The organism is Streptomyces specialis (assembly GCF_001493375.1).
GTDB lineage: Bacteria > Actinomycetota > Actinomycetes > Streptomycetales > Streptomycetaceae > Streptomyces > Streptomyces specialis.
In genome coordinates this window covers 20,726-39,336 of record NZ_LN929896.1, presented here as the reverse complement: position 1 = coordinate 39,336, position 18,611 = coordinate 20,726, and the positions used below count along the sequence as shown (strand labels likewise).

General features: G+C 71.9%; 16 protein-coding genes and 1 pseudogene. 5 read left to right on the top strand and 12 right to left on the bottom strand.

Features of this window, described 5'->3' with window-relative positions:
* Positions 1-56: 56 nt before the first annotated feature.
* On the bottom strand, positions 57-1,598 hold the full coding sequence (locus BN2279_RS18370) for a long-chain-fatty-acid--CoA ligase (protein ID WP_059011049.1): 1,542 nt from the start codon (positions 1,596-1,598) through the stop codon (positions 57-59).
* 286 nt (positions 1,599-1,884) lie between these two features.
* Here BN2279_RS18370 and BN2279_RS18365 point away from each other — a divergent pair, with 286 nt between their 5' ends.
* Positions 1,885-3,147: a PucR family transcriptional regulator gene (locus tag BN2279_RS18365; protein WP_059011047.1), complete on the top strand. Its 1,263-nt coding sequence runs from the start codon at positions 1,885-1,887 to the stop codon at positions 3,145-3,147.
* Positions 3,148-3,247: 100 nt separating this feature from the next.
* Here the strand turns inward: BN2279_RS18365 and BN2279_RS18360 are convergent, their stop codons facing one another.
* The 7 genes and pseudogenes from BN2279_RS18360 to BN2279_RS18330 form a co-directional block, all read right to left on the bottom strand.
* The gene (locus tag BN2279_RS18360; RefSeq protein ID WP_059011045.1) at positions 3,248-4,453 is read right to left on the bottom strand and encodes an acyl-CoA dehydrogenase family protein; all 1,206 of its coding nucleotides are present in this window, start codon (positions 4,451-4,453) and stop codon (positions 3,248-3,250) included.
* 1 nt (position 4,454) lies between these two features.
* Positions 4,455-4,964 (bottom strand): MaoC family dehydratase, encoded by a 510-nt coding sequence (locus BN2279_RS18355; protein WP_059011043.1) that lies wholly within the window; start codon positions 4,962-4,964, stop codon positions 4,455-4,457.
* 18 nt (positions 4,965-4,982) lie between these two features.
* Positions 4,983-5,942 carry an HpcH/HpaI aldolase/citrate lyase family protein gene (locus tag BN2279_RS18350; protein WP_059011041.1) on the bottom strand — a complete coding sequence of 320 codons (960 nt, stop codon included), beginning with the start codon at positions 5,940-5,942 and terminating at the stop codon, positions 4,983-4,985.
* Entirely contained in the window at positions 5,939-7,954 is a 2,016-nt protein-coding gene (locus BN2279_RS18345) for a protein meaA (protein WP_059011039.1), read from the bottom strand. The genes BN2279_RS18350 and BN2279_RS18345 overlap by 4 nt, the downstream gene beginning before the upstream one ends.
* 1 nt (position 7,955) lies before the next feature.
* Positions 7,956-9,320, bottom strand: coding sequence for a crotonyl-CoA carboxylase/reductase (gene ccrA / locus BN2279_RS18340; RefSeq protein ID WP_059011037.1), 1,365 nt, complete (start codon positions 9,318-9,320; stop codon positions 7,956-7,958).
* Positions 9,321-9,636: 316 nt separating this feature from the next.
* Complete coding sequence (locus tag BN2279_RS18335) at positions 9,637-10,404, bottom strand: TetR family transcriptional regulator (RefSeq protein ID WP_059011035.1); 768 nt, start codon at positions 10,402-10,404, stop codon at positions 9,637-9,639.
* A gap of 34 nt (positions 10,405-10,438) precedes the next feature.
* A pseudogene (locus BN2279_RS18330) lies at positions 10,439-12,242 on the bottom strand (3-hydroxyacyl-CoA dehydrogenase family protein).
* A 344-nt stretch (positions 12,243-12,586) separates the two neighbouring features.
* Here BN2279_RS18330 and prcB point away from each other — a divergent pair.
* Both prcB and BN2279_RS18320 read left to right on the top strand, forming a co-directional pair.
* Entirely contained in the window at positions 12,587-13,426 is an 840-nt protein-coding gene (gene prcB, locus BN2279_RS18325; RefSeq protein WP_059011033.1) for a proteasome subunit beta, read from the top strand.
* Positions 13,427-13,498: 72 nt separating this feature from the next.
* Positions 13,499-14,212, top strand: a complete 714-nt coding sequence (locus BN2279_RS18320; protein ID WP_059011031.1) for an HAD family hydrolase — start codon at positions 13,499-13,501, stop codon at positions 14,210-14,212.
* Here the strand turns inward: BN2279_RS18320 and BN2279_RS18315 are convergent.
* A complete protein-coding gene (locus BN2279_RS18315; RefSeq protein WP_159037265.1) occupies positions 14,154-14,660 on the bottom strand; it encodes a hypothetical protein in 507 nt (168 codons plus the stop codon). The genes BN2279_RS18320 and BN2279_RS18315 overlap by 59 nt on opposite strands.
* A gap of 108 nt (positions 14,661-14,768) precedes the next feature.
* On the opposite strand from BN2279_RS18315, the gene BN2279_RS18310 reads away from it, so the two are divergent.
* The gene (locus tag BN2279_RS18310) at positions 14,769-15,542 is read left to right on the top strand and encodes an SAM-dependent methyltransferase (RefSeq protein ID WP_059012513.1); all 774 of its coding nucleotides are present in this window, start codon (positions 14,769-14,771) and stop codon (positions 15,540-15,542) included.
* Between the two features lie 23 nt (positions 15,543-15,565).
* On the opposite strand, the gene BN2279_RS18305 is transcribed toward BN2279_RS18310, so the two are convergent.
* The gene (locus BN2279_RS18305) at positions 15,566-15,985 is read right to left on the bottom strand and encodes a barstar family protein (RefSeq protein WP_059011028.1); all 420 of its coding nucleotides are present in this window, start codon (positions 15,983-15,985) and stop codon (positions 15,566-15,568) included.
* Positions 15,986-16,184: 199 nt separating this feature from the next.
* Between BN2279_RS18305 and BN2279_RS18300 the strand changes: the two genes are divergently transcribed.
* A complete protein-coding gene (locus BN2279_RS18300) occupies positions 16,185-16,727 on the top strand; it encodes an MOSC domain-containing protein (RefSeq protein ID WP_059011025.1) in 543 nt (180 codons plus the stop codon).
* 191 nt (positions 16,728-16,918) lie between these two features.
* On the opposite strand, the gene BN2279_RS18295 is transcribed toward BN2279_RS18300, so the two are convergent.
* Positions 16,919-17,461, bottom strand: coding sequence for an NUDIX hydrolase (locus tag BN2279_RS18295; RefSeq protein ID WP_059011024.1), 543 nt, complete (start codon positions 17,459-17,461; stop codon positions 16,919-16,921).
* A 10-nt stretch (positions 17,462-17,471) separates the two neighbouring features.
* Complete coding sequence (locus BN2279_RS18290) at positions 17,472-18,596, bottom strand: adenosylhomocysteinase (RefSeq protein WP_059011022.1); 1,125 nt, start codon at positions 18,594-18,596, stop codon at positions 17,472-17,474.
* Between the last annotated feature and the right edge of the window lie 15 nt (positions 18,597-18,611).

Sequence of the window (18,611 nt, the reverse complement as noted above, 5' to 3'; positions counted from 1 at the left end):
GAGCAGGGGAGGGGGGGGGGGGGGCGGGGGGGGGGCCGCCGGGCCCGCCCGCCGCGTCAGACCCCGGTGGGGGTGTAGCGGTGGCGGAGTTCTCGTTTGAGGACCTTCATGCTCGGGCCCAGGGGGAGGGAGTCGACGAATTCGACGCGGCGGGGGTACTTGTGGCGGCCCAGGCGTTCCCGGGACCAGGTGATGATCGCGGCGGCGTCCGGGTGGTCGCCGCGGGGGACCACGACGGCGCAGATCTCCTCGCCGCGCTCCGGGTCGGGGAGGCCGATCACGGCGACGTCGGCGATGTCCGGGTGGCCGCTGAGGACCTCCTCCACCTCCGCCGGGTAGACGTTGAAGCCGCCGCGGATGATCACGTCCTTCACCCGGTCGAGGATCGTCAGGAACCCGTCGGCGTCCTTCGCGCCCAGGTCGCCGGTGCGGAACCAGCCGTCGACCAGCGCCTCGGCGGTCTGCTCGGGCAGGCCGAGGTAGCCGGAGAAGACGTTGGGGCCGCGCACCACGACCTCGCCGGAGGTGCCGGTGGGCAGCAGCGCGATCCGGTCGGTGACGTCCGGGTCGGCGATCTCCACCTCGACCCCCCACATGGCGTGGCCCACGGTGCCGGGGCGGGTGCCGAACGACGGCTGGTTGACCGTCGCGGTGGGGGACGTCTCGGACAGGCCGTACCCCTCGTAGACGACGGTCCCGAAGGCCCGCTGGAAGCGGTCGAGGACCGGCCCCGGCAGGGCGGCGCCGCCGGAGACGCAGTGGCGGGGCCGGGGCAGAGCCGCCGGGTCGGCGGCGGTCTCGGCCTCGCGGCTGAGCGCCACGTACATCGCGGGCACGCCCAGGAAGACGGTGACGCCCTCGGCGGCCATCAGCGCCACCGTGTCGGCGGCCTGGAACCGCCGCTGGAGGACGAGGGGGGCGCCCACCCGGAAGGCGGCGTTCATGGCGCAGGTCTGGCCGAAGGAGTGGAACAGCGGCAGCGCGCCCAGCACCACGTCGTCCTGGCTCAGCCCGTGGGCGTCGAAGGCGGAGCTGGTGGCGTTCATGACGAGGTTGAGGTGGCTGAGGACGGCGCCCTTGGGGCGGCCGGTGGTGCCGCTGGTGTAGATGACGACGGCCGGGTCGGACGCGTCACGCGTGGCGTAGCGCGTCAGCGGCGCGGTCCCGTCCGCGCGCAGGTCCAGATCGCCGGGCCGGCCGTCGGCGGTGTCGGCGGTGACGGCCAGCGGGACACCGGCGAGCCGGGCGGCCTCGGCGGCGGGCTCGCGCAGGCTGTCGGTGGCGACCAGGACGGTCGCGCCGCTGTCGCGGAGCATGAACGAGATCTCGCGCGGTGTCAGCAGCAGGTGGACGGGGACCACGACCCCGCCGGCCGCGAGGATCGCGTAGTAGGCGCGGGGGAACGCCGAGGTGTTCGGGGCCATCAGCGCCACCCGGTCGCCGGGCGCGACCCCGGTGGCGCGCAGCGCGCCACCGAGCGCCAGGGCCTCGTTCCACAGCCGCCGGTAGGTCAGTCTCGCGCCGTTCTCGACGACCGCGACGTGCTCCGGGCGGCGGCGGGCGGACTCGGCGAGGACACAGGCGAGAGAGAGGGTCATGGGGGGCTTCCTCACGAAGGTCGGTGCTCCGTCGGCTCGGACGCGTGACCTGATCACCTCAGCACCGGGGGGTGGGAACGGCGACGTTCCGTACCGTCTTTGGTGCCGATTCCCAGGCGGACCCCGGCCGGGTTGTGACGGTGCCCAGAACCGGGGCCCCGTACCAGCGGACATCACCGAGGGTGATGGGACAGCCTCTGTCACCCGGTCGGCCGGACACCTACGATGGCGCCATGCGACGACCCGGCGGCGACGACGCCGCCCGGTGAGCCTTTCGGGAGGGCCGATGCACACCATGCGGGAAGCCCCGGAGCACGCGTCCGAGCTGTTCCTCCGCGCCTGCTCGCGTCTTCTGGCACAGGGGACCGAGTTCACCGACACCGTGGTGGCCGGAATCCGCGCCGAGGTGCCGTACTACGCCGATCCCGTCCTCTCCCCGCCGGACCTGGACGCGATGGTGACCAGGGGCTCCCGGCTCGGTCTGGAGATGCACCTCGACCCGTCCCGGCTGCCGGACGTCGAGCGGTTCACGCGGGAGCTGGGGCTGCGCGTGGCCCGGCAGGACCGTCCCGTCGACGACGTGCTGCACGCCTACCGGGCCGCGGCCTCGGCGTTCTGGCGCGGCATCGTGCGGACCGTGGAGCGCGAGCGCCTGGGCGACGTGCACGATCTGGTGCACGTCGCGGACTGGGTGTGGAAGTCCGTGGACCGGGACTCCTTCTTCGTGGCGGACGCCTACCGGCTGGCCGTCACCGACGCGTCCAGCCGGAACGCCGAGCGGCTGCGCCTGATCACCGGGGCGCTGCTGGACAACGGCGCCTCGCCGGAGTTCGCCGAGGACGCCGCGGTCATCCTGGACCTGCCGGCGGACGGGCGGTTCGCGGTCGTGGCCGTCGCGCCGGCCCACGCCGGGGGCGGGGCGCCGGAGGTCCCCGGCATCCGGCTGCTGCGCCACCTGCGGGGCCGGCGGGAGCTGTACCTGGCGCACCTGGGGGAGTGGCCCGTGGAGGCGCTGGTGGCGGGCCTGGGCTCCCGGCCGGGGACCAGGACCGGCGTCAGCCCGGTCGTGACCGGGCTGCGCGAGGTGGCCCGCGCCCGGGAGCTGGCGGAGCTGGCGCTGCGCACCTGCCGGCTGGACGGTGAGGTGGCCCGGCTGGACGCCCGGCTGCCGGACGGGCTGCTGGTCTCCCGGCCCGACCTGTCCGCCGAGCTGGCGACGCGGGCGCTGCGGCCGGTCTTCGCGCTGGAGCCCGCCGACCGGGACCTGCTGCTGGACACCGTACGGACGTGGGTGGACCAGGGCGGGTCGGCGCTGCGGACGGCGCAGCGGATGTTCTGCCACCGCAACACCGTGCTGAACCGGCTGCGCCGCTTCGAGGGCATCACGAGCCTGGACCTGTCCCGGCCGCGTGATCTGGTGGAGGTGACGCTGGCGCTGGACACCTACCGGCTGCTGGGCGCGGGCGCGGCGTTCGGCGCGCTGTACGAGGAGGCGGGCGCGGCGGCCGGGGCGGGCCGGTCGCGCCGGCCGGGCGGCGCGACCCGCTGACCGGTGGCCCGGCACGGGCCGGGCCGGGCCGGAGAATCCGCCTGGCCCGGGGGATGTCTTCACCCCGGGCCAGACCGGTCTCATCGCCGTTCCCGACGGATCAGGAACGGAGCTTGTACTCCTCCAGGAGCCTGCGGCCGACGATCATCTTCTGGATCTCGGCCGTGCCCTCGCCGATGAGCAGCATCGGCGCCTCGCGGTAGAGACGCTCGATCTCGTACTCCTTGGAGAAGCCGTAGCCGCCGTGGATACGGAACGAGTCCTCGACGACCTCCTTGCAGAACTCGGACGCGAGGTACTTGGCCATCCCCGCCTCCAGGTCGTTGCGGCGGCCGTCGTCCTTCGTCTTCGCCGCCTTGACCATCAGCGCGTGCGCCGCCTCGACCTTGGTGGCCATCTCGGCGAGCTTGAACTGGATGGCCTGGTGCTGGGCGATCGGCTTGCCGAACGTCTGCCGCTGCTGGGCGTAGGCGATGCCCAGCTCGAACGCCCGCTGCGCCACACCGCAGCCGCGGGCCGCGACGTTGACACGGCCGACCTCGACACCGTCCATCATCTGGTAGAAGCCGCGGCCGGTGGTCCCGCCGAGCACCCGGTCGGCCGGCACGCGCAGGCCGTCGAGGATCAGCTCGGTGGTGTCGACGCCCTTGTAGCCCATCTTGTCGATCTTGCCGGGCACGGTGAGCCCCGGCCTGACCTCGCCGAAGCCGGGCTCCTTCTCCACCAGGAACGTGGTCAGCGACCTGTGCCCGGGGGTGCCCTCGGGCAGGCCCTCGTCGGTGCGGCACAGCACGGCGACCAGGTTGGCGGAGCCGCCGTTGGTCAGCCACATCTTCTGGCCGGTGAGCACGTACTCGTCGCCGTCCCGGACACCCTTGGTGGTGATCGCGGAGACGTCCGAGCCGAGGCCGGGCTCGGACATGGAGAACGCGCCGCGCACCTCGCCCGTCGCCATCCGCGGCAGGAAGTGGTCCCGCTGCTCCTGCGTGCCGTGCTGGAGGAGCAGGTACGCCACGATGAAGTGGGTGTTGATGATGCCCGAGACGCTCATCCAGCCGCGGGCGATCTCCTCCACGCACAGGGCGTAGGTGAGGAGCGACTCGCCGAGGCCGCCGTACTCCTCGGGGATCATCAGGCCGAACAGGCCGAGGTCCTTGAGGCCCTCGACGATCTCGGTCGGGTACTCGTCCCGGTGCTCCAGTTCGGTGGCGACCGGGATGATCTCCTTCTCCACGAAGGTGCGGACGGTGGAGAGGATCTCCTGCTGGACCTCGGTCAGCCCGTCGGTCTGCGCCAGCCTGCCCATCTCATTCCTTCCCGCGCGGCTCGGGGCGGCCCGGCTGCTCGCCGCCGCGTTCCTTGATGTAGGTGGCGGTCGGCACCATCACCTTGCGGCGGAAGACGCAGACCAGGGTGCCGTCCTGCTTGTAGCCGCGGGTCTCCACGTGCACGATGCCCCGGTCCGGCCGGGAGCGGGACGGCGTCTTGTCGAGCACGGTGGTCTCGCCGTAGATGGTGTCGCCGTGGAAGGTCGGCGCCACGTGCTTGAGCGACTCGATCTCCAGGTTGGCGATGGCCTTGCCGGAGACGTCCGGGACGGACATGCCCAGCAGCAGGGAGTAGATGTAGTTGCCCACCACGACATTGCGGCCGAAGTCCGTGGTCTTCTCCGCGTAGTTGATGTCCATGTGCAGCGGGTGGTGGTTCATGGTGAGCAGACAGAACAGGTGGTCGTCGTACTCGGTCACCGTCTTGCCGGGCCAGTGCTTGTACACGTCCCCGACGGTGAACTCTTCGTAGGTGCGGCCGAACTGCATGGTGTGCGGACTCCTGGCTCAGGCGGCGGGCGGCTCGAACTTGCTGGTGCGGGTGAGGCCGGCGGCGCGGCCCTTGCCCGCGACCACGAGGGCCATCTTGCGGCTGGCCTCGTCGATCATCTCGTCACCGAGCATCGCCGAGCCCTTGGCACCGCCCTCCGAGGAGGTGAAGTACTCGTAGGCGTCCAGGATCAGTTCGGCGTGGTCGTAGTCCTCCTGGCTGGGGGAGAACACCTCGTTCGCCGCGTCGATCTGGCCCGGGTGCAGCACCCACTTGCCGTCGAAGCCCAGCGCCGCCGCCCGCTTCGCGACGTCGGTGAAGCCGTCCACGTTGCGGATCTGGAGGTAGGGGCCGTCGATGGCCTGGAGGTCGTTGGCGCGGGCCGCCATCAGGATGCGCATCAGGATGTAGTGGTAGGCGTCCGCCGGGTAGCCCGGCGGCTGCTCGCCCACGACCAGGGACTTCATGTTGATCGACGCCATGAAGTCGGCCGGGCCGAAGATGATGGTCTCCAGCCGGGGCGACGCCTCGGCGATGGCGTCGACGTTGATCAGGCCCTTGGCGTTCTCGATCTGCGCCTCGATGCCGATGCGGCCGACCTCGAAGCCCATGGTCTTCTCGATCTGGGTGAGCAGCAGGTCCAGCGCCCTGACCTGCTCGGCGTCCTGCACCTTGGGCAGCATGATGCAGTCCAGGTTCGGGCCGGCGCCCTCGACGACGGTGATCACGTCGCGGTAGGTCCAGTGGGTCGTCCAGTCGTTGACGCGCACGACCTTGATCTTGTCGCCCCAGTCGCCCTCGTTGAGCGCCTCGACCACCGTGTGCCGGGCGCCTTCCTTGGCGATCGGCGCGCAGGCGTCCTCCAGATCGAGGAAGACCTGGTCGGCCGGCAGCCCCTGGGCCTTCTCCAGGAAGCGGGGGCTGCTGCCGGGCACGGCCAGACAGGAACGCCGGGCACGCAGCCGGTTGGTGCTCATGAGGAAACCTCCAGCGGGTCGAGCTTGTGGGCGATGCGGATCTCGTTGACGATACGGCCGATGATGCCGGTGATGCCGAAGTCCTTCGGCGTGAAGACCGCGGCCACCCCCGCGGCGCGCAGGGCCGCGGCGTCGGCCGACGGGATGATGCCGCCGACCACGACGGGGATGTCCCCGGCGCCGGCCTCGCGCAGCCGCCGCAGCACGTCGGGCACCAGCTCGGCGTGCGAGCCGGAGAGGATGGACAGGCCCACGCAGTGCACGTCCTCGGCCACGGCGGCCGAGACGATCTGCTCGGGGGTGAGCCGGATGCCCTGGTAGACCACCTCGAACCCGGCGTCCCTGGCGCGGACCGCGATCTGCTCGGCGCCGTTGCTGTGCCCGTCCAGGCCCGGCTTGCCGACCAGCAGCCGCAGCCGGCCCACGCCCAGGTCGGCGGCGGTGGTGGCGGCCCGGCGGCGCACGTCGGCCAGCTCGCCGACGCCCGGCTCCTCGGCGGTGACGGCCACGGGAGCGCCGCTGACGCCGGTCGGCGCGCGGTACTCGCCGAAGACCTCGCGCAGCGCGCCGGCCCACTCGCCGGTGGTGACGCCCTCGCGGGCGCACACCAGGGACGGGATCATCAGGTTCCCGTCGCCCTCCGCGGTCCGCTTCAGCTCGTCCAGCGCGCGCCGGACGGCGGCGGAGTCGCGGCGTCCGCGCCACTCCTGGAGCGCCTCGACGACCCGGGCCTCGTTGTCGGGGTCCACGGTCATGATCGCGGTGTCGAGGTCGGCGGTGAGCGGGCTGGGCTCGGTCGACTCGTAGACGTTGACGCCCACGATCTTCTCCTCGCCCGACTCGATGCGCCCGCGGCGCCTGGCGTGCGAGGCGACCAGCTCCGACTTCAGGTAGCCGGAGGCGACGGCCGCCATCGTGCCGCCCATCTCCTCGATCCGCGCCATCTCGGCCAGGGAGTCCCGCATCAGCTCCTGGGTCCTGGCCTCGATGACGTGGCTGCCGTCGAAGATGTCCTCGTACTCCAGCAGGTCGCTCTCCTCGGCCAGCACCTGCTGGATGCGCAGCGACCACTGCTGGTCCCAGGGGCGCGGCAGGCCGAGCGCCTCGTTCCAGGCGGGCAACTGCACGGCGCGGGCGCGGGCGTCGCGGGAGAGGGTGACGGCCAGCATCTCCAGGACGATGCGCTGGACGTTGTTCTCCGGCTGGGCCTCGGTCAGGCCGAGCGAGTTGACCTGCACGCCGTAGCGGAACCGGCGCTGCTTGGGGTCGGCGATGCCGTACCGCTCGCGGGTGATCTGGTCCCAGATGCGGGTGAAGGCCCGCATCTTGCACATCTCCTCGACGAAGCGGACGCCCGCGTTCACGAAGAACGAGATGCGGGCGACCACGTCACCGAGCCGCTCCTGGGCCACCTGCCCGGAGTCGCGCACGGCGTCCAGGACCGCGATGGCCGTGGACATCGCGTAGGCGATCTCCTGGACCGGCGTGGCGCCGGCCTCCTGGAGGTGGTAGCTGCAGATGTTGATCGGGTTCCACTTCGGCACGTGGTGCACGGTGTACGCGATCATGTCCGTCGTCAGGCGGAGCGACGGCTCGGGCGGGAAGACGTACGTCCCGCGCGAGAGGTACTCCTTGACGATGTCGTTCTGCGTGGTGCCCTGGAGCAGGGCGGGATCCGCGCCCTGCTCCTCCGCCGCGGTCCGGTAGAGCGCGAGCAGCCACATGGCGGTGGCGTTGATCGTCATGGACGTGTTCATGCGGTCCAGCGGGATCCCGTGGAACAGCTTCCGCATGTCGCCCAGGTGCGCCACGGGCACCCCGACCCGGCCGACCTCGCCGCGGGCGAGGATGTGGTCCGGGTCGTAGCCGGTCTGCGTCGGCAGGTCGAACGCGACCGACAGGCCGGTCTGGCCCTTGGACAGGTTGCGCCGGTACAACTCGTTGGACGCCTCGGCCGTGGAGTGACCGGCGTATGTCCGCATCAGCCACGGCCGGTCCCGCTTGGCGCCCATGTCACTCGCCCCTGTTCGGCGCGTCGTCGCGGAACAGGTTGATCGAGTCGATGTGCTTGGCGCGCATCTCGGGGTCGCGCACGCCCTGGCCCTCGGCGGTGGCGAGGCACAGGACGCCGACCTTGCCCTGGTGGAGGTTGCGGTGCACGTCGTACGTGGCCTGGCCGGTCTGCTCCAGCGTGTACGTCTTGGACAGCGTCGGGTGGATCTTGCCCTTGGCGATCAGGCGGTTGGCCTCCCACGCCTCGCGGTAGTTCGCGAAGTGCGAGCCGACGATGCTCTTCAGGCTCATCCAGAGGTAGCGGTTGTCGTAGACGTGCTCGTAGCCGGAGGTCGAGGCGCAGGTCACGATGGTGCCGCCCTTGCGGGTGACGTAGACGCTGGCGCCGAAGGTCTCCCGGCCCGGGTGCTCGAAGACGATGTCGACGTCCTCGCCGCCGGTCAGCTCGCGGATCTTGGCGCCGAACCGCTTCCACTCGCGCGGGTCCTGGTTGTTCTCGTCCTTCCAGAACTTGTAGCCCTCGGCGTTCCGGTCGATGATCGCCTCGGCGCCCATCCGGCGGCAGATGTCCGCCTTCTCGGGGCTGGAGACGACACAGATCGGGTTGGCGCCGCCGGCCAGCGCGAACTGGGTGGCGTAGGAGCCGAGGCCGCCGCTGGCGCCCCAGATCAGGACGTTGTCGCCCTGCTTCATGCCGGCGCCGTTGCGGGAGACGAGCTGCCGGTAGGCGGTGGAGTTCACCAGGCCGGGGGCGGCGGCCTCCTCCCAGGAGAGGTGGCGCGGCTTGGGCATGAGCTGGTTGGTCTTGACGAGGGCGATCTCGGCCAGGCCGCCGAAGTTGGTCTCGAAGCCCCAGATGCGCTGCTGGGGGTCGAGCATGGTGTCGTTGTGGCCGTCGGCGGACTCCAGCTCGACCGACAGACAGTGGGCGACGACCTCGTCGCCCGGCTTCCAGGCGTTGACGCCGACGCCGGTGCGCAGCACCACGCCCGCCAGGTCCGAGCCGATGATGTGGTACGGGAGGTCGTGCCGCTTGGTGAGCGGGGAGAGCCGTCCGTACCGCTCCAGGAAGCCGAAGGTGGAGACCGGCTCGAAGATCGAGGTCCACACCGAGTTGTAGTTGACCGAGCTGGCCATGACGGCGACGAGCGCCTCACCGGGGCCGAGTTCGGGCACCGGGACGTCGTCCAGGTGCAGGGAGCGGCGCGGGTCCTTCTCGCGGGTGGTGAGGCCCTCGAACATGCCGGCCTCGTCCTTGTGCACCGTCACGGCGCGGTACGACTCGGGGAGCGGCAGCGCGGCGAAGTCCTCCGCCGTGGCGTCCGAGCTGTCCAGCGCGTTGATCGCGTCCAAAATCTCTTTCACGGGTGCCTCCGAACAACATGCGGGTGGACGACAGAAAACAGGTATGGGGACTACTGCTGCTGTGCCGTCGGTCCGGCGGCGGTGGTGGGCTGCGGGGGGTGACGCAGCCGCCTGTGACGCAGGCATCCGAGGCGCCCGCGAGATGCGGTGGGACAGCGCCCGGATGCCCTTCACGGTATGGCACGCCGTGCCAGTCGGCAAGACACTGAGTGCCGACAATTTCGCTCATATGCCCGCGAGGGGACCCCATGTGAGCGAGGTCATGCCGCGCCCCCGCCCCCGTCGGCACGGGCGGGGGAACGGGGACCCGCGGGCCCTACGGGCGGCGGAGGGCCTGCTCGATCGTGCGCATGACCTCGCTCAGCGGGGCGTCCGTCCTGGCCACCGTCACCAGGACCTCGCCCTGCGCCGAGGCGACCGCCGCCGGGGCCGCCGACGCGATGGCCGGCAGGGCGCCGAAGGTGCGGCGGACGATGGCGAACGCGTGGTCCAGCTCGGCCTCCACGTCGCCCTCGCCGCCCCGGCGCAGCCAGCGCCGCAGCACGTGGTTGTGCGCCGTGACCACCGCCGCGGCGGCCACCTCGGCGAGAAGCGGCTCGTCGCCGTTGTGCGAGTTCTCGTCGAACTGGCCCAGCAGGTAACGGGTGAAGAGCCGCTCGTACCGGGCGACCGAGGCGATCTCCCGCTCCCGCAGCGCCGGGACCTCCCGCGTCAGCCGGTACCGCTGCACCGACACGGCCGGGGAGGCCGCGTACATCTTCATGACCTCCTTGATGCCCCGGCACACGGTGTCGATCGGGTTCTCGTGCGCCGGGGCCGCGTCCAGGACCGCCTCGGCGCGCACCAGGGTGTCGTCGTGGTCGGGGAAGATCGCCTCTTCCTTGGACCGGAAGTGCCGGAAGAAGGTGCGCCGCGCGACTCCCGCCGCGGCGGCGATCTCGTCCACGGTCGTGGCCTCGTAGCCCTTCGCCGCGAAGAGTTCCATCGCCGCCGCGGCCAGGAGCCGGCGCACCTTCAAGCGCTGCGTGGACGTCTGCGGACGGACGGGCTTCACGGGCTGGGCCATGGAGCGAACGTACTGCATGCGTCACATCCGATGCTCACGCGTCGCACCCCGGTCAGCGCCGGGCGTACTCGTGGAAGCCGCGCCCGGTCTTGCGTCCGAGACAGCCCGCGGCGACGAGTTGGCGCAGCAGCGGCGCCGGGGCGAGCGACTCGTCCCGGAACTCCCGGTGCAGCACGTCCTCGATGGCCAGGGAGACGTCCAGGCCGACCACGTCGAGAAGCTCGAAGGGCCCCATCGGGTACCCGGCGCCGAGCTTCATGGCGGTGTCGATGGCCTCGGGCGTCGCGTAGTGCTCCTGCACCATCTTCACCGCGTTGTTGAGGTACGGGAAGAGCAGCGCGTTGACGATGAAGCCCGCCCGGTCGGTGCAGTCCACGGGGTGCTTGCGGACCTTGTCGCACACCGCGCGGACGGTCGCGTGCACGTCGTCCGCGGTCAGCACCGTGCGGACGATCTCGACCAGCTTCATCGCCGGGGCCGGGTTGAAGAAGTGCATGCCGATGACGTCGGCCGGGCGCGAGGTGGCGCGGGCGCAGGCGATCACGGGCAGCGAGGAGGTGGTGGTGGCGAGCACCGCGCCGGGGCGGCACACGCGGTCCAGCGTGGCGAAGAGCTGCCGCTTGACCTCCAGGTCCTCCGCGATGGCCTCGACGACCAGATCGACGTCGGAGAGCGTCTCCAGCGAGTCGGCCGGAACGATCCTGCCGAGCGTCGCGTCGCGGTCCTCGGCCGACATGCGGCCCTTCTTGACCGAACGCTCCAGGGACGAGGCGACCCGGTTCCGCGCGGTGTCCGCCTCCTCGGGCTTGGGGGGGCGACCGCCGACCGGGTCGCGGGCAGAGCCAACGCCCTCGACGATGCGGGAGGGTGTGGCGCGGGCCCCTGCGCCCCCAGGGCCCGCGCCGCCCGCCCGCCCCGGCCGCCCCCGCCCCGGCGTCCGCGGCCGACCCGTCGGCGACCACGGTGGCGCTGCCGGGGCCCTCGTAGGTGTAGAAGCCGCGGCCGGCCTTGCGGCCGGTCATCCCGGCCTCGGCGAGCTGGCCCAGGATCGGCGCGGGGGCGTGCAGCCGGTCGCCGGTGCGCTCGTACATGGCCTCCAGCACGGTGCGCGCGGTGTCGATGCCGATCAGGTCGAGCACGGCCAGCGGGCCCATCGGCAGGCCGCAGCCCAGGCGCATGGCCGCGTCGATGTCGTCGCGGGTCGCGTAGCGGGACTCGTACATCGCGGCGGCCTGGTTGAGGTAGCCGAACAGCAGGCCGTCCGCGATCAGCCCGGTGCGGTCACCGGCCGGCACCGGCTCCTTGCCCAGCTCGCGGGCCAGCCGCGAGACGGCCTCCACGGTCTCGGGCGAGGTGAGGACCGAGGGAACGACCTCGACCAGCTTCATCGCCTGCGCCGGGTGGAAGAAGTGCAGGCCGACGACGCGCTCGGGGTGCGCGGTCTCGGTGGCCAGCTCCGTGATCGGCAGCGCGTTGGTGCCGGTGGCCAGGATCGCGGTCGGCTTCACGATGTCGTCGAGCGCGGTGAGGACGCCGAGCTTGAGCGCGTAGTTCTCGGGGACGGCCTCGATGACCAGATCGGCCTCGGCGACCGACCGCAGGTCACTGGACACGTGCAGGCGCTTGATGATTTCCTGCCGCTGCTGCACGGTGAGGCGCTGCTTGTCCACGGACCTGGCGGTGGAGGCTTCCAGCGACTCGACGGCGCGGCGCGCGGCCTCGTCGTCGATCTCGACGCCGATCACGTCACGCCCCGAGCGGGCGAGGATCTCGGCGATGCCGGTGCCCAGGGTGCCGAGGCCGACAACGGCGACGGTGGGCAGAAGAGGGAATGCGGGCGCGGCGGACTGATCCATCACGGACTCCAGGGATGGTGACGACGTCGACGAGAGCCGCGGCGGGCCCTGTCCCGGGGCCTGCCGTGTGGTGTCGTGCGGCGAATGCCGGACCGACGGCATTCTCGACGGCTGCGTCACCAAACCGCCTGAGCGGGGTACCGCTCCGATGAGCAGAGTAACCCGGGGGTAACAATGGCGCCACCCCCCGGACGGCTCCCGCTCATGTAATCCCCGTCACGGAGACCGGCCGCTCCCCGCGTTCCGCCCGGCCGCCCGCACCCCCTGGCCCGGGGCGTCAATACGCCTACGATGGGGCGCAGTTCGTCACCCGGTGCCCGCACCGGCGAGGGAAGGGGAGAGCCATGTCCGCCGACATCTCCGACTGGGGAGCGCTGCCCGCCGGGTTCCTGGCTCCCGGGCCGCCCTCGTTCCTCGACTTCCTCACCCGCCACGCGCCCGACGCGCTGCCCTCGCGGCGCGCGCTGCCCGCGACCGCGGGCGTGGCCGGCGTCCCGCACGGCACCACCATCGTCGCCGCCGAGTACGCCGACGGCGTGCTGCTGGCGGGCGACCGCCGCCTGACGATGGGGAACCTCATCGCCCACCGCGAGGGCGAGAAGGTGTTCCCCGCCGACGAGTTCTCCGCCGTCGGCTACTCCGGCACGGTCGGCATGGCGATCGAGATGGTCCGGCTCTTCCAACTGGAGCTGGAGCACTACGAGAAGGTCGAGGGCGCCACCCTCTCCCTGATGGGCAAGGTCAACCGCCTCACCAGCATGATCCGCGGCAACCTGGAGCTGGCCATGCAGGGCCTCGCGGTGATCCCGCTCTTCGCCGGATACGACGTCGGCGCCGGACGCGGCCGGATCTTCTCGTTCGACATCACCGGCGGCCACCACGAGGAGCACGGCTTCGCCGCCACCGGCTCCGGCTCGGTCTTCGCCCGGGGCGCGCTCAAGAAGCTCCACCGGCCCGGCATGAGCGAGGCCGACGTCGTCGCCGCCGTCCTCCAGGCCCTCTACGACGCGGCCGACGAGGACACCGCGACCGGCGGCCCCGACCTGACCCGCCGCATCTTCCCGGTGGTCGCCCTGCTCACCGAGGACGGCTACCGCAGGCTCACCGAACAGGAGGTCTCCGAAGCCGCCCGCGCCGTCCTCGACCAGCGCCTCGACCACCCGGACGGCCCGACCGTCCCCTGACACGGCCGCCCGCCCGGACACGCGGTTCCCGTTCTGTCAGGACGCGCGGGTCCCGGTGCTACGGTCCCGCCCATGGGGATCAGCGCCGTGGTCTGGGACATCGACGACACCCTGTTCGACTACAGCGGCACCGACCGCGCCGCCGCGCTGCGGCACTTCACGGCCGAGGGGCTGCTCGGACGGTTCCCGTCGCCGGAGGCGGCGCTGCTGCGGTGGCGGACGGTGATGGAGGAGCAGTACGGCCGCTACCTCGCGGGCGAGCTGTCGTTCACCGCGCAACGCCGGGAACGGGCCCGCGCGTTCCTCGGGGAGGACCTGTCCGACGCCGACGCCGAGGCGTGGTTCGGCCGGTATCTGGCCCAGCGCCGGGAAACGGAGGGGCTGTTCCCCGACGTGCTGCCCGCGCTGACCGACCTCACCCCCGGCTACCGCCACGGCCTGCTGTCCAACTCCGACATCGACCACCAGGAGCGCGTGCTGCGCGGGCTCGGCATCCGCGACCGGTTCGAAGTGCTGATCTGCTCCGGCCAGATCGGGCACCGCAAGCCCGCGCCCGAGGCGTTCCTCGCCGCCTGCGAGGCGATGAACCTGCCACCCGCGGCCGTCGCCTACGTCGGCGACCGGCCCGACATCGACGCGGCGGGCGCCGACGCGGCCGGACTGGTCGGCATCTGGCTGGACCGCACCGGCACCGCAACCGACCACGCCCACCTGGGACTTCGCCGCATCACCGGCCTGGCCGCGCTGCCCGCCCTGCTGACGAGCCTGGCGGACCCCACCAGTTGAACAGCAGCTCGCCCAACGTCCGGGGCCGCCACCTGCGGACGGCCTCCCGGTCGCCCTCGTCCAGGGCACCGAGATCCACCCCCGCCAGCGGCGTGGCCAGCACCTCGGCGCGCAGCACCCGCAGCCCGTACCAGGCGAACACCTCGGACCAGGGCGGCGGTTCACGGAAGTGCAGCAGGGCGGAGCCCGGGAACGGCGGCGGGGCCGTGAACGCCACGAAGCCGCCGCGCGGCCGGCACAGGACGCGGTGGCGCAGCGCGCTGTCGCGCATCGCGGCGGAGTGGAAGTTCGGGACGCCGGTGGCCTCGGTCAGCTCGTAGAACGTCACGTCCGGCGTTCTGCGCGCCGCCTCGTGGCACGCCTCGCGGAAGACCTTGAGCCCGGAGTCGCGCTGCGTCGTCATCACCCCCGCCATCACCCCTGTCCCGTTCGGTACTTCGCCTGCCACGAAGCGTAGGCGACCGGCGCGTTCGGGAGCAGGCGGGCGGGCCCCGGCCGGTGCGCGCGGCCCGGCTTGCACGGGCGGGGGGACCCGGCCATCATCGCGCGGGTGACGGTGGATGTGAACGTGGCGCACAACGCCCGGGTGTGGGACTACTGGCTGGGCGGCCGGGAGAACTACGAGGTGGACCGCCGGGTCGGTGACGAGATCATCGGCATGTTCCCCGGCATCGTCCAGATAGCCCGCGACGACCGGCAGTTCCTGGCACGCGCCGTCACCCACCTGGCCGGCGAGGCGGGCGTGACGCAGTTCCTCGACATCGGCACCGGCCTGCCGACCGCGAACAACACCCACGAGGTGGCGCAGCGCCTGGTGCCCGGCGCCCGCGTCGTCTACGTGGACAACGATCCGCTGGTCCTCGCCCACGCCAGAGCCCTGCTGGTGAGCGGAGCCGGCGGCATCACCGACTACGTCGACGCCGACGCGCACGACCCGGACGCGATCCTCCATGCGGCGGCCAAGACCCTGGACTTCGGCCGCCCGGTCGCGATCATGCTGCTGGGCATCCTCAACTTCATCCTCGACACCGCGCGGGCCGAGGACGTCGTGCGCCGGCTGCTGGACGCGGTGCCCGCCGGGAGTTACGTGGCGCTCACCCACCCCACGCACGAACTCGGCGGCGCCGCCAACGTGGAGGCCATCCGCCACTGGAACCGCAAGGCCACCCCGCCGCTGACGTGCCGCGGTCGCGCGGAGATCAGCCGTTTCCTGCGCGGCCTCGACGTCCTCGAACCCGGCCTGGTGAGCTGCTCCCGCTGGCGGCCGGCACCGGACCGGCCGCACCCGCCCGAGGTGGCCCAGTACGGGGCGGTCGGCCGCAAACCGTGACCGGCACCCGGCGGCGGCCCGGCTCAGCCGTCATGACCGAGGGCGGCGATCTCCGCCCGCAGCCCGGCGGCCTGTTCCGGAGTGGCGCAGCGCAGGACGACGGTGAACGGCCCCCCGCGCGCCGCCCACGCCGCGTCCGCCCGCGCCAGCACGTCGAGCAGCACGGCACGCTCCCGGGGCCGTTCCGCGAGCATCCGCTGCGCCGCCGCGACGTCGATCAGGCAGCCGTCCGCCGGGAGCCACGCCAGGTCGCGCAGGGAGTCGTCCAGCGCGTCCCAGTTGGCGCCGGACCAGTCCGGCAGCCGCAGCGCCTCCCGGAACCGCGCGAAGACGTCCGCCGCCTCCGCCAGCCCGGCACCGTCCACCCGCGCCACCCACCGGGCCCCGTCCCCGTCCCCTTCCACCGGCACCGGATCGGCGCCCACCACCACGCACAAGCCCATACCCCCAGGCTCCCACGCCGGCCCGGCCGGAGCGGTTTCCCGTCGGGGTTGCCGTCGCCGACGTCGGGGAGGCCGTGCGCGTACGGCGTGACGGGCGGGAACGGCTGGGCCATGGCGGTCTCCTCCTGGCCGCACGGCGAGGTGCCAGCGGCGCGGGCTAGGCTCGTTGGCCCGGAGACCACCGAACGGGGGACAGCACGTGAGCGGCACGGTCACGGCGGTCAGCGGGAACGGCGCGTACGCGTTCACCAAGCCCAACAGAGCCAGTATCACGTTGCTCGCCGGGCTCGGCGTGGAAGGGGACGTCCACGCCGGCGTCACGGTCAAACACCGCTCGCGGGTCGCGCGGGACCCCACGCGGCCGAATCTGCGTCAGGTCCACCTCATTCACGAGGAACTCCTCACCGAGGTCGGCGCGGCAGGGTTCGACGTACGGCCCGGCGACCTCGGCGAGAACGTCACGACCCGCGGCGTCGACCTGCTCGGCCTGCCCACCGGAACACTGCTGCGCCTCGGGGACGAGGCGATCGTGGAGGTCACCGGCCTGCGCAACCCCTGCCCGCAGATCGACACCTTCCGCCCGGGCCTGCTGAGGCAGGTCGTCGGCCGCGACGCGGACGGGAGGATCGTGCGGAAGGCGGGCATCATGAGCGTCGTCCGCACGGGCGGCGTGGTGCGTCCCGGCGACACGATCACAATCGAACTCCCCGACAAGCCCCACCGGCCCCTCGCCCCGGTCTGAGGCCACCCGGTCCCCCGCGCCTCGGCCCGAGCAGTGGTCGTTACCTTGTCATCCGCGTCAACGCGGTCTGCCACCACCAGAACAACCGCCCCGCCTCGCGCCACGAGGGCTGCTCCCGCCCTCATGAGGTCCGGATGAGGAAGCCGCCCCGGGGCGCACAGCAGTGGCTGGTGCCAGGGGCGGCTTCCGTGTCAGCGCGGGGCATCGAGGACGCGACCGCGCAGCGTGGCGTTCTCGATGATGTTCGCGTGGCACCATGCTGCGGCCGTGACCTCCTCGGTCTGCAACTCGACAACATCGGCCGAGGTGCGGAACAGGAACCGGAAGTCGACGTGCCGGTGATCCGGCTCGCTCTTCGCCGGGTTCGCGGGGATGTCATGGGCGTCGACGTGGACGGGGTGGTGTCCGGCCGGGATCACGGCCGAGGCCGGGATGCCGGTCTCCTCCGTCAGCTCGCGGAGCGCGGCGGCGAGAAGACTTGTGTCGTCGGCCTCCAGGTGCCCACCGGGCAGGAGCCAGCGATTCAGGGCGCGATGCCTGATGAGCAGCACGCGGCCGGTGAGGTCGAGGAGGATCGCTCCGGCGGTGACGTGGCCACGGAACTCCTTGCGGCTGACGAGGTCCGCTTCGGCGTCGAGAAGTTCGGAGACGAGCGAGAGTTGCTGTTTCTCGTCGGGGTGGGCGCCGAGGTAGTCGTCGAGGGTCGCGCGGATGTGGTCGGGCGTGATGGGCACGGTGTTCTCCTCATCGGTTGAAGTAGTCGAGCCAGGTCGCGGCGATGGCCGCTCGATCGCTCGGCGCGGTCTCGTGCATTCCCGGGTCGAGGCCACCGCGGGCGAGCGTGGCGGAGGCGGCGAGTATCTCGGCTTGGACGAGGAAGATGAACGGGCCCACGCTGGCGCCGTGCAGGAAGTTGACGGCGTTGCCCCCGTTGAGCAGGTAGAAGTAATGACCAGTCGTTAAATACCGGGTCACGTGTTCGCCGATCGAGTCGCGCTCGTACACATCGGGCAGGCCGCCGAGTTCGAGTTCGTCCTCGCTACTGGTCACGGTGGCCACGTATGCGCCGTTGCGCAGCCTGGGGAAGTCCTCGCCACGCAGCGAGAGCGCTCCGGTCGCGCACAGCACGAGCCCGGCGTCGCTGAGTCCGGCCTCGCGGTCGCGGGCCACCGTGAATCCCTGTGAGAGCGCCTGGGTGCGGCGTACGGGGTCGATGTCGTACACCGCGACCCGTACGCCCTTGGCGTGCAGCAAACGGGCGATGCTCGACCCGAGTTTGCCAAAGCCGATCACGAGCGCCGTACGGCCGTGCAGGATGTCGCCCCGGCCGCGCATGAGCGCCTCGGTCGAGAACACGACCGACTGCCCGACGAGAAAGTCCTCCGGATCTTTGAGCGGTGACCGGGCGACCGAGACGACGGGGCAGGGCGGCTTGTCGAAGGCGGCATAACGGCGGTGCCCGTTCTCGGTGTCCTCGACCACGCCAAGGATTCGGCCCGAGAACCGGTCACACAGTGCTGTGAGTGACGGGGCGAAGTACCCGCCCACGTCGAGGAGAACGACCGGACAGCCTGCGGCACGTGCTTCGATGTACCGCACCGCGCGCGCTGGATCGGCGAACAGCTCGCGCGACAACCTGTCGCAGGCGTGCCCGTCCGCCTCGACCTGACGCAGCGCCTCGGCGTGCACGGACTTCGGCTTGGGCAGCACCGCGCGCAGCTCGGTCACGCTCGCCACGCCCCGGACGAACGCCGGCCGTTCCGGGAGCAGATGCGTGATCAGGAACGCGGCCGGACGCCCGGCAGGTGCGAAGTGCGAGGCAATGCGTCCGAAGTAGGCGTCGAGTCGGGCGCGTTCGAAGGTCTCCACGGAGGCGGCTCCTTT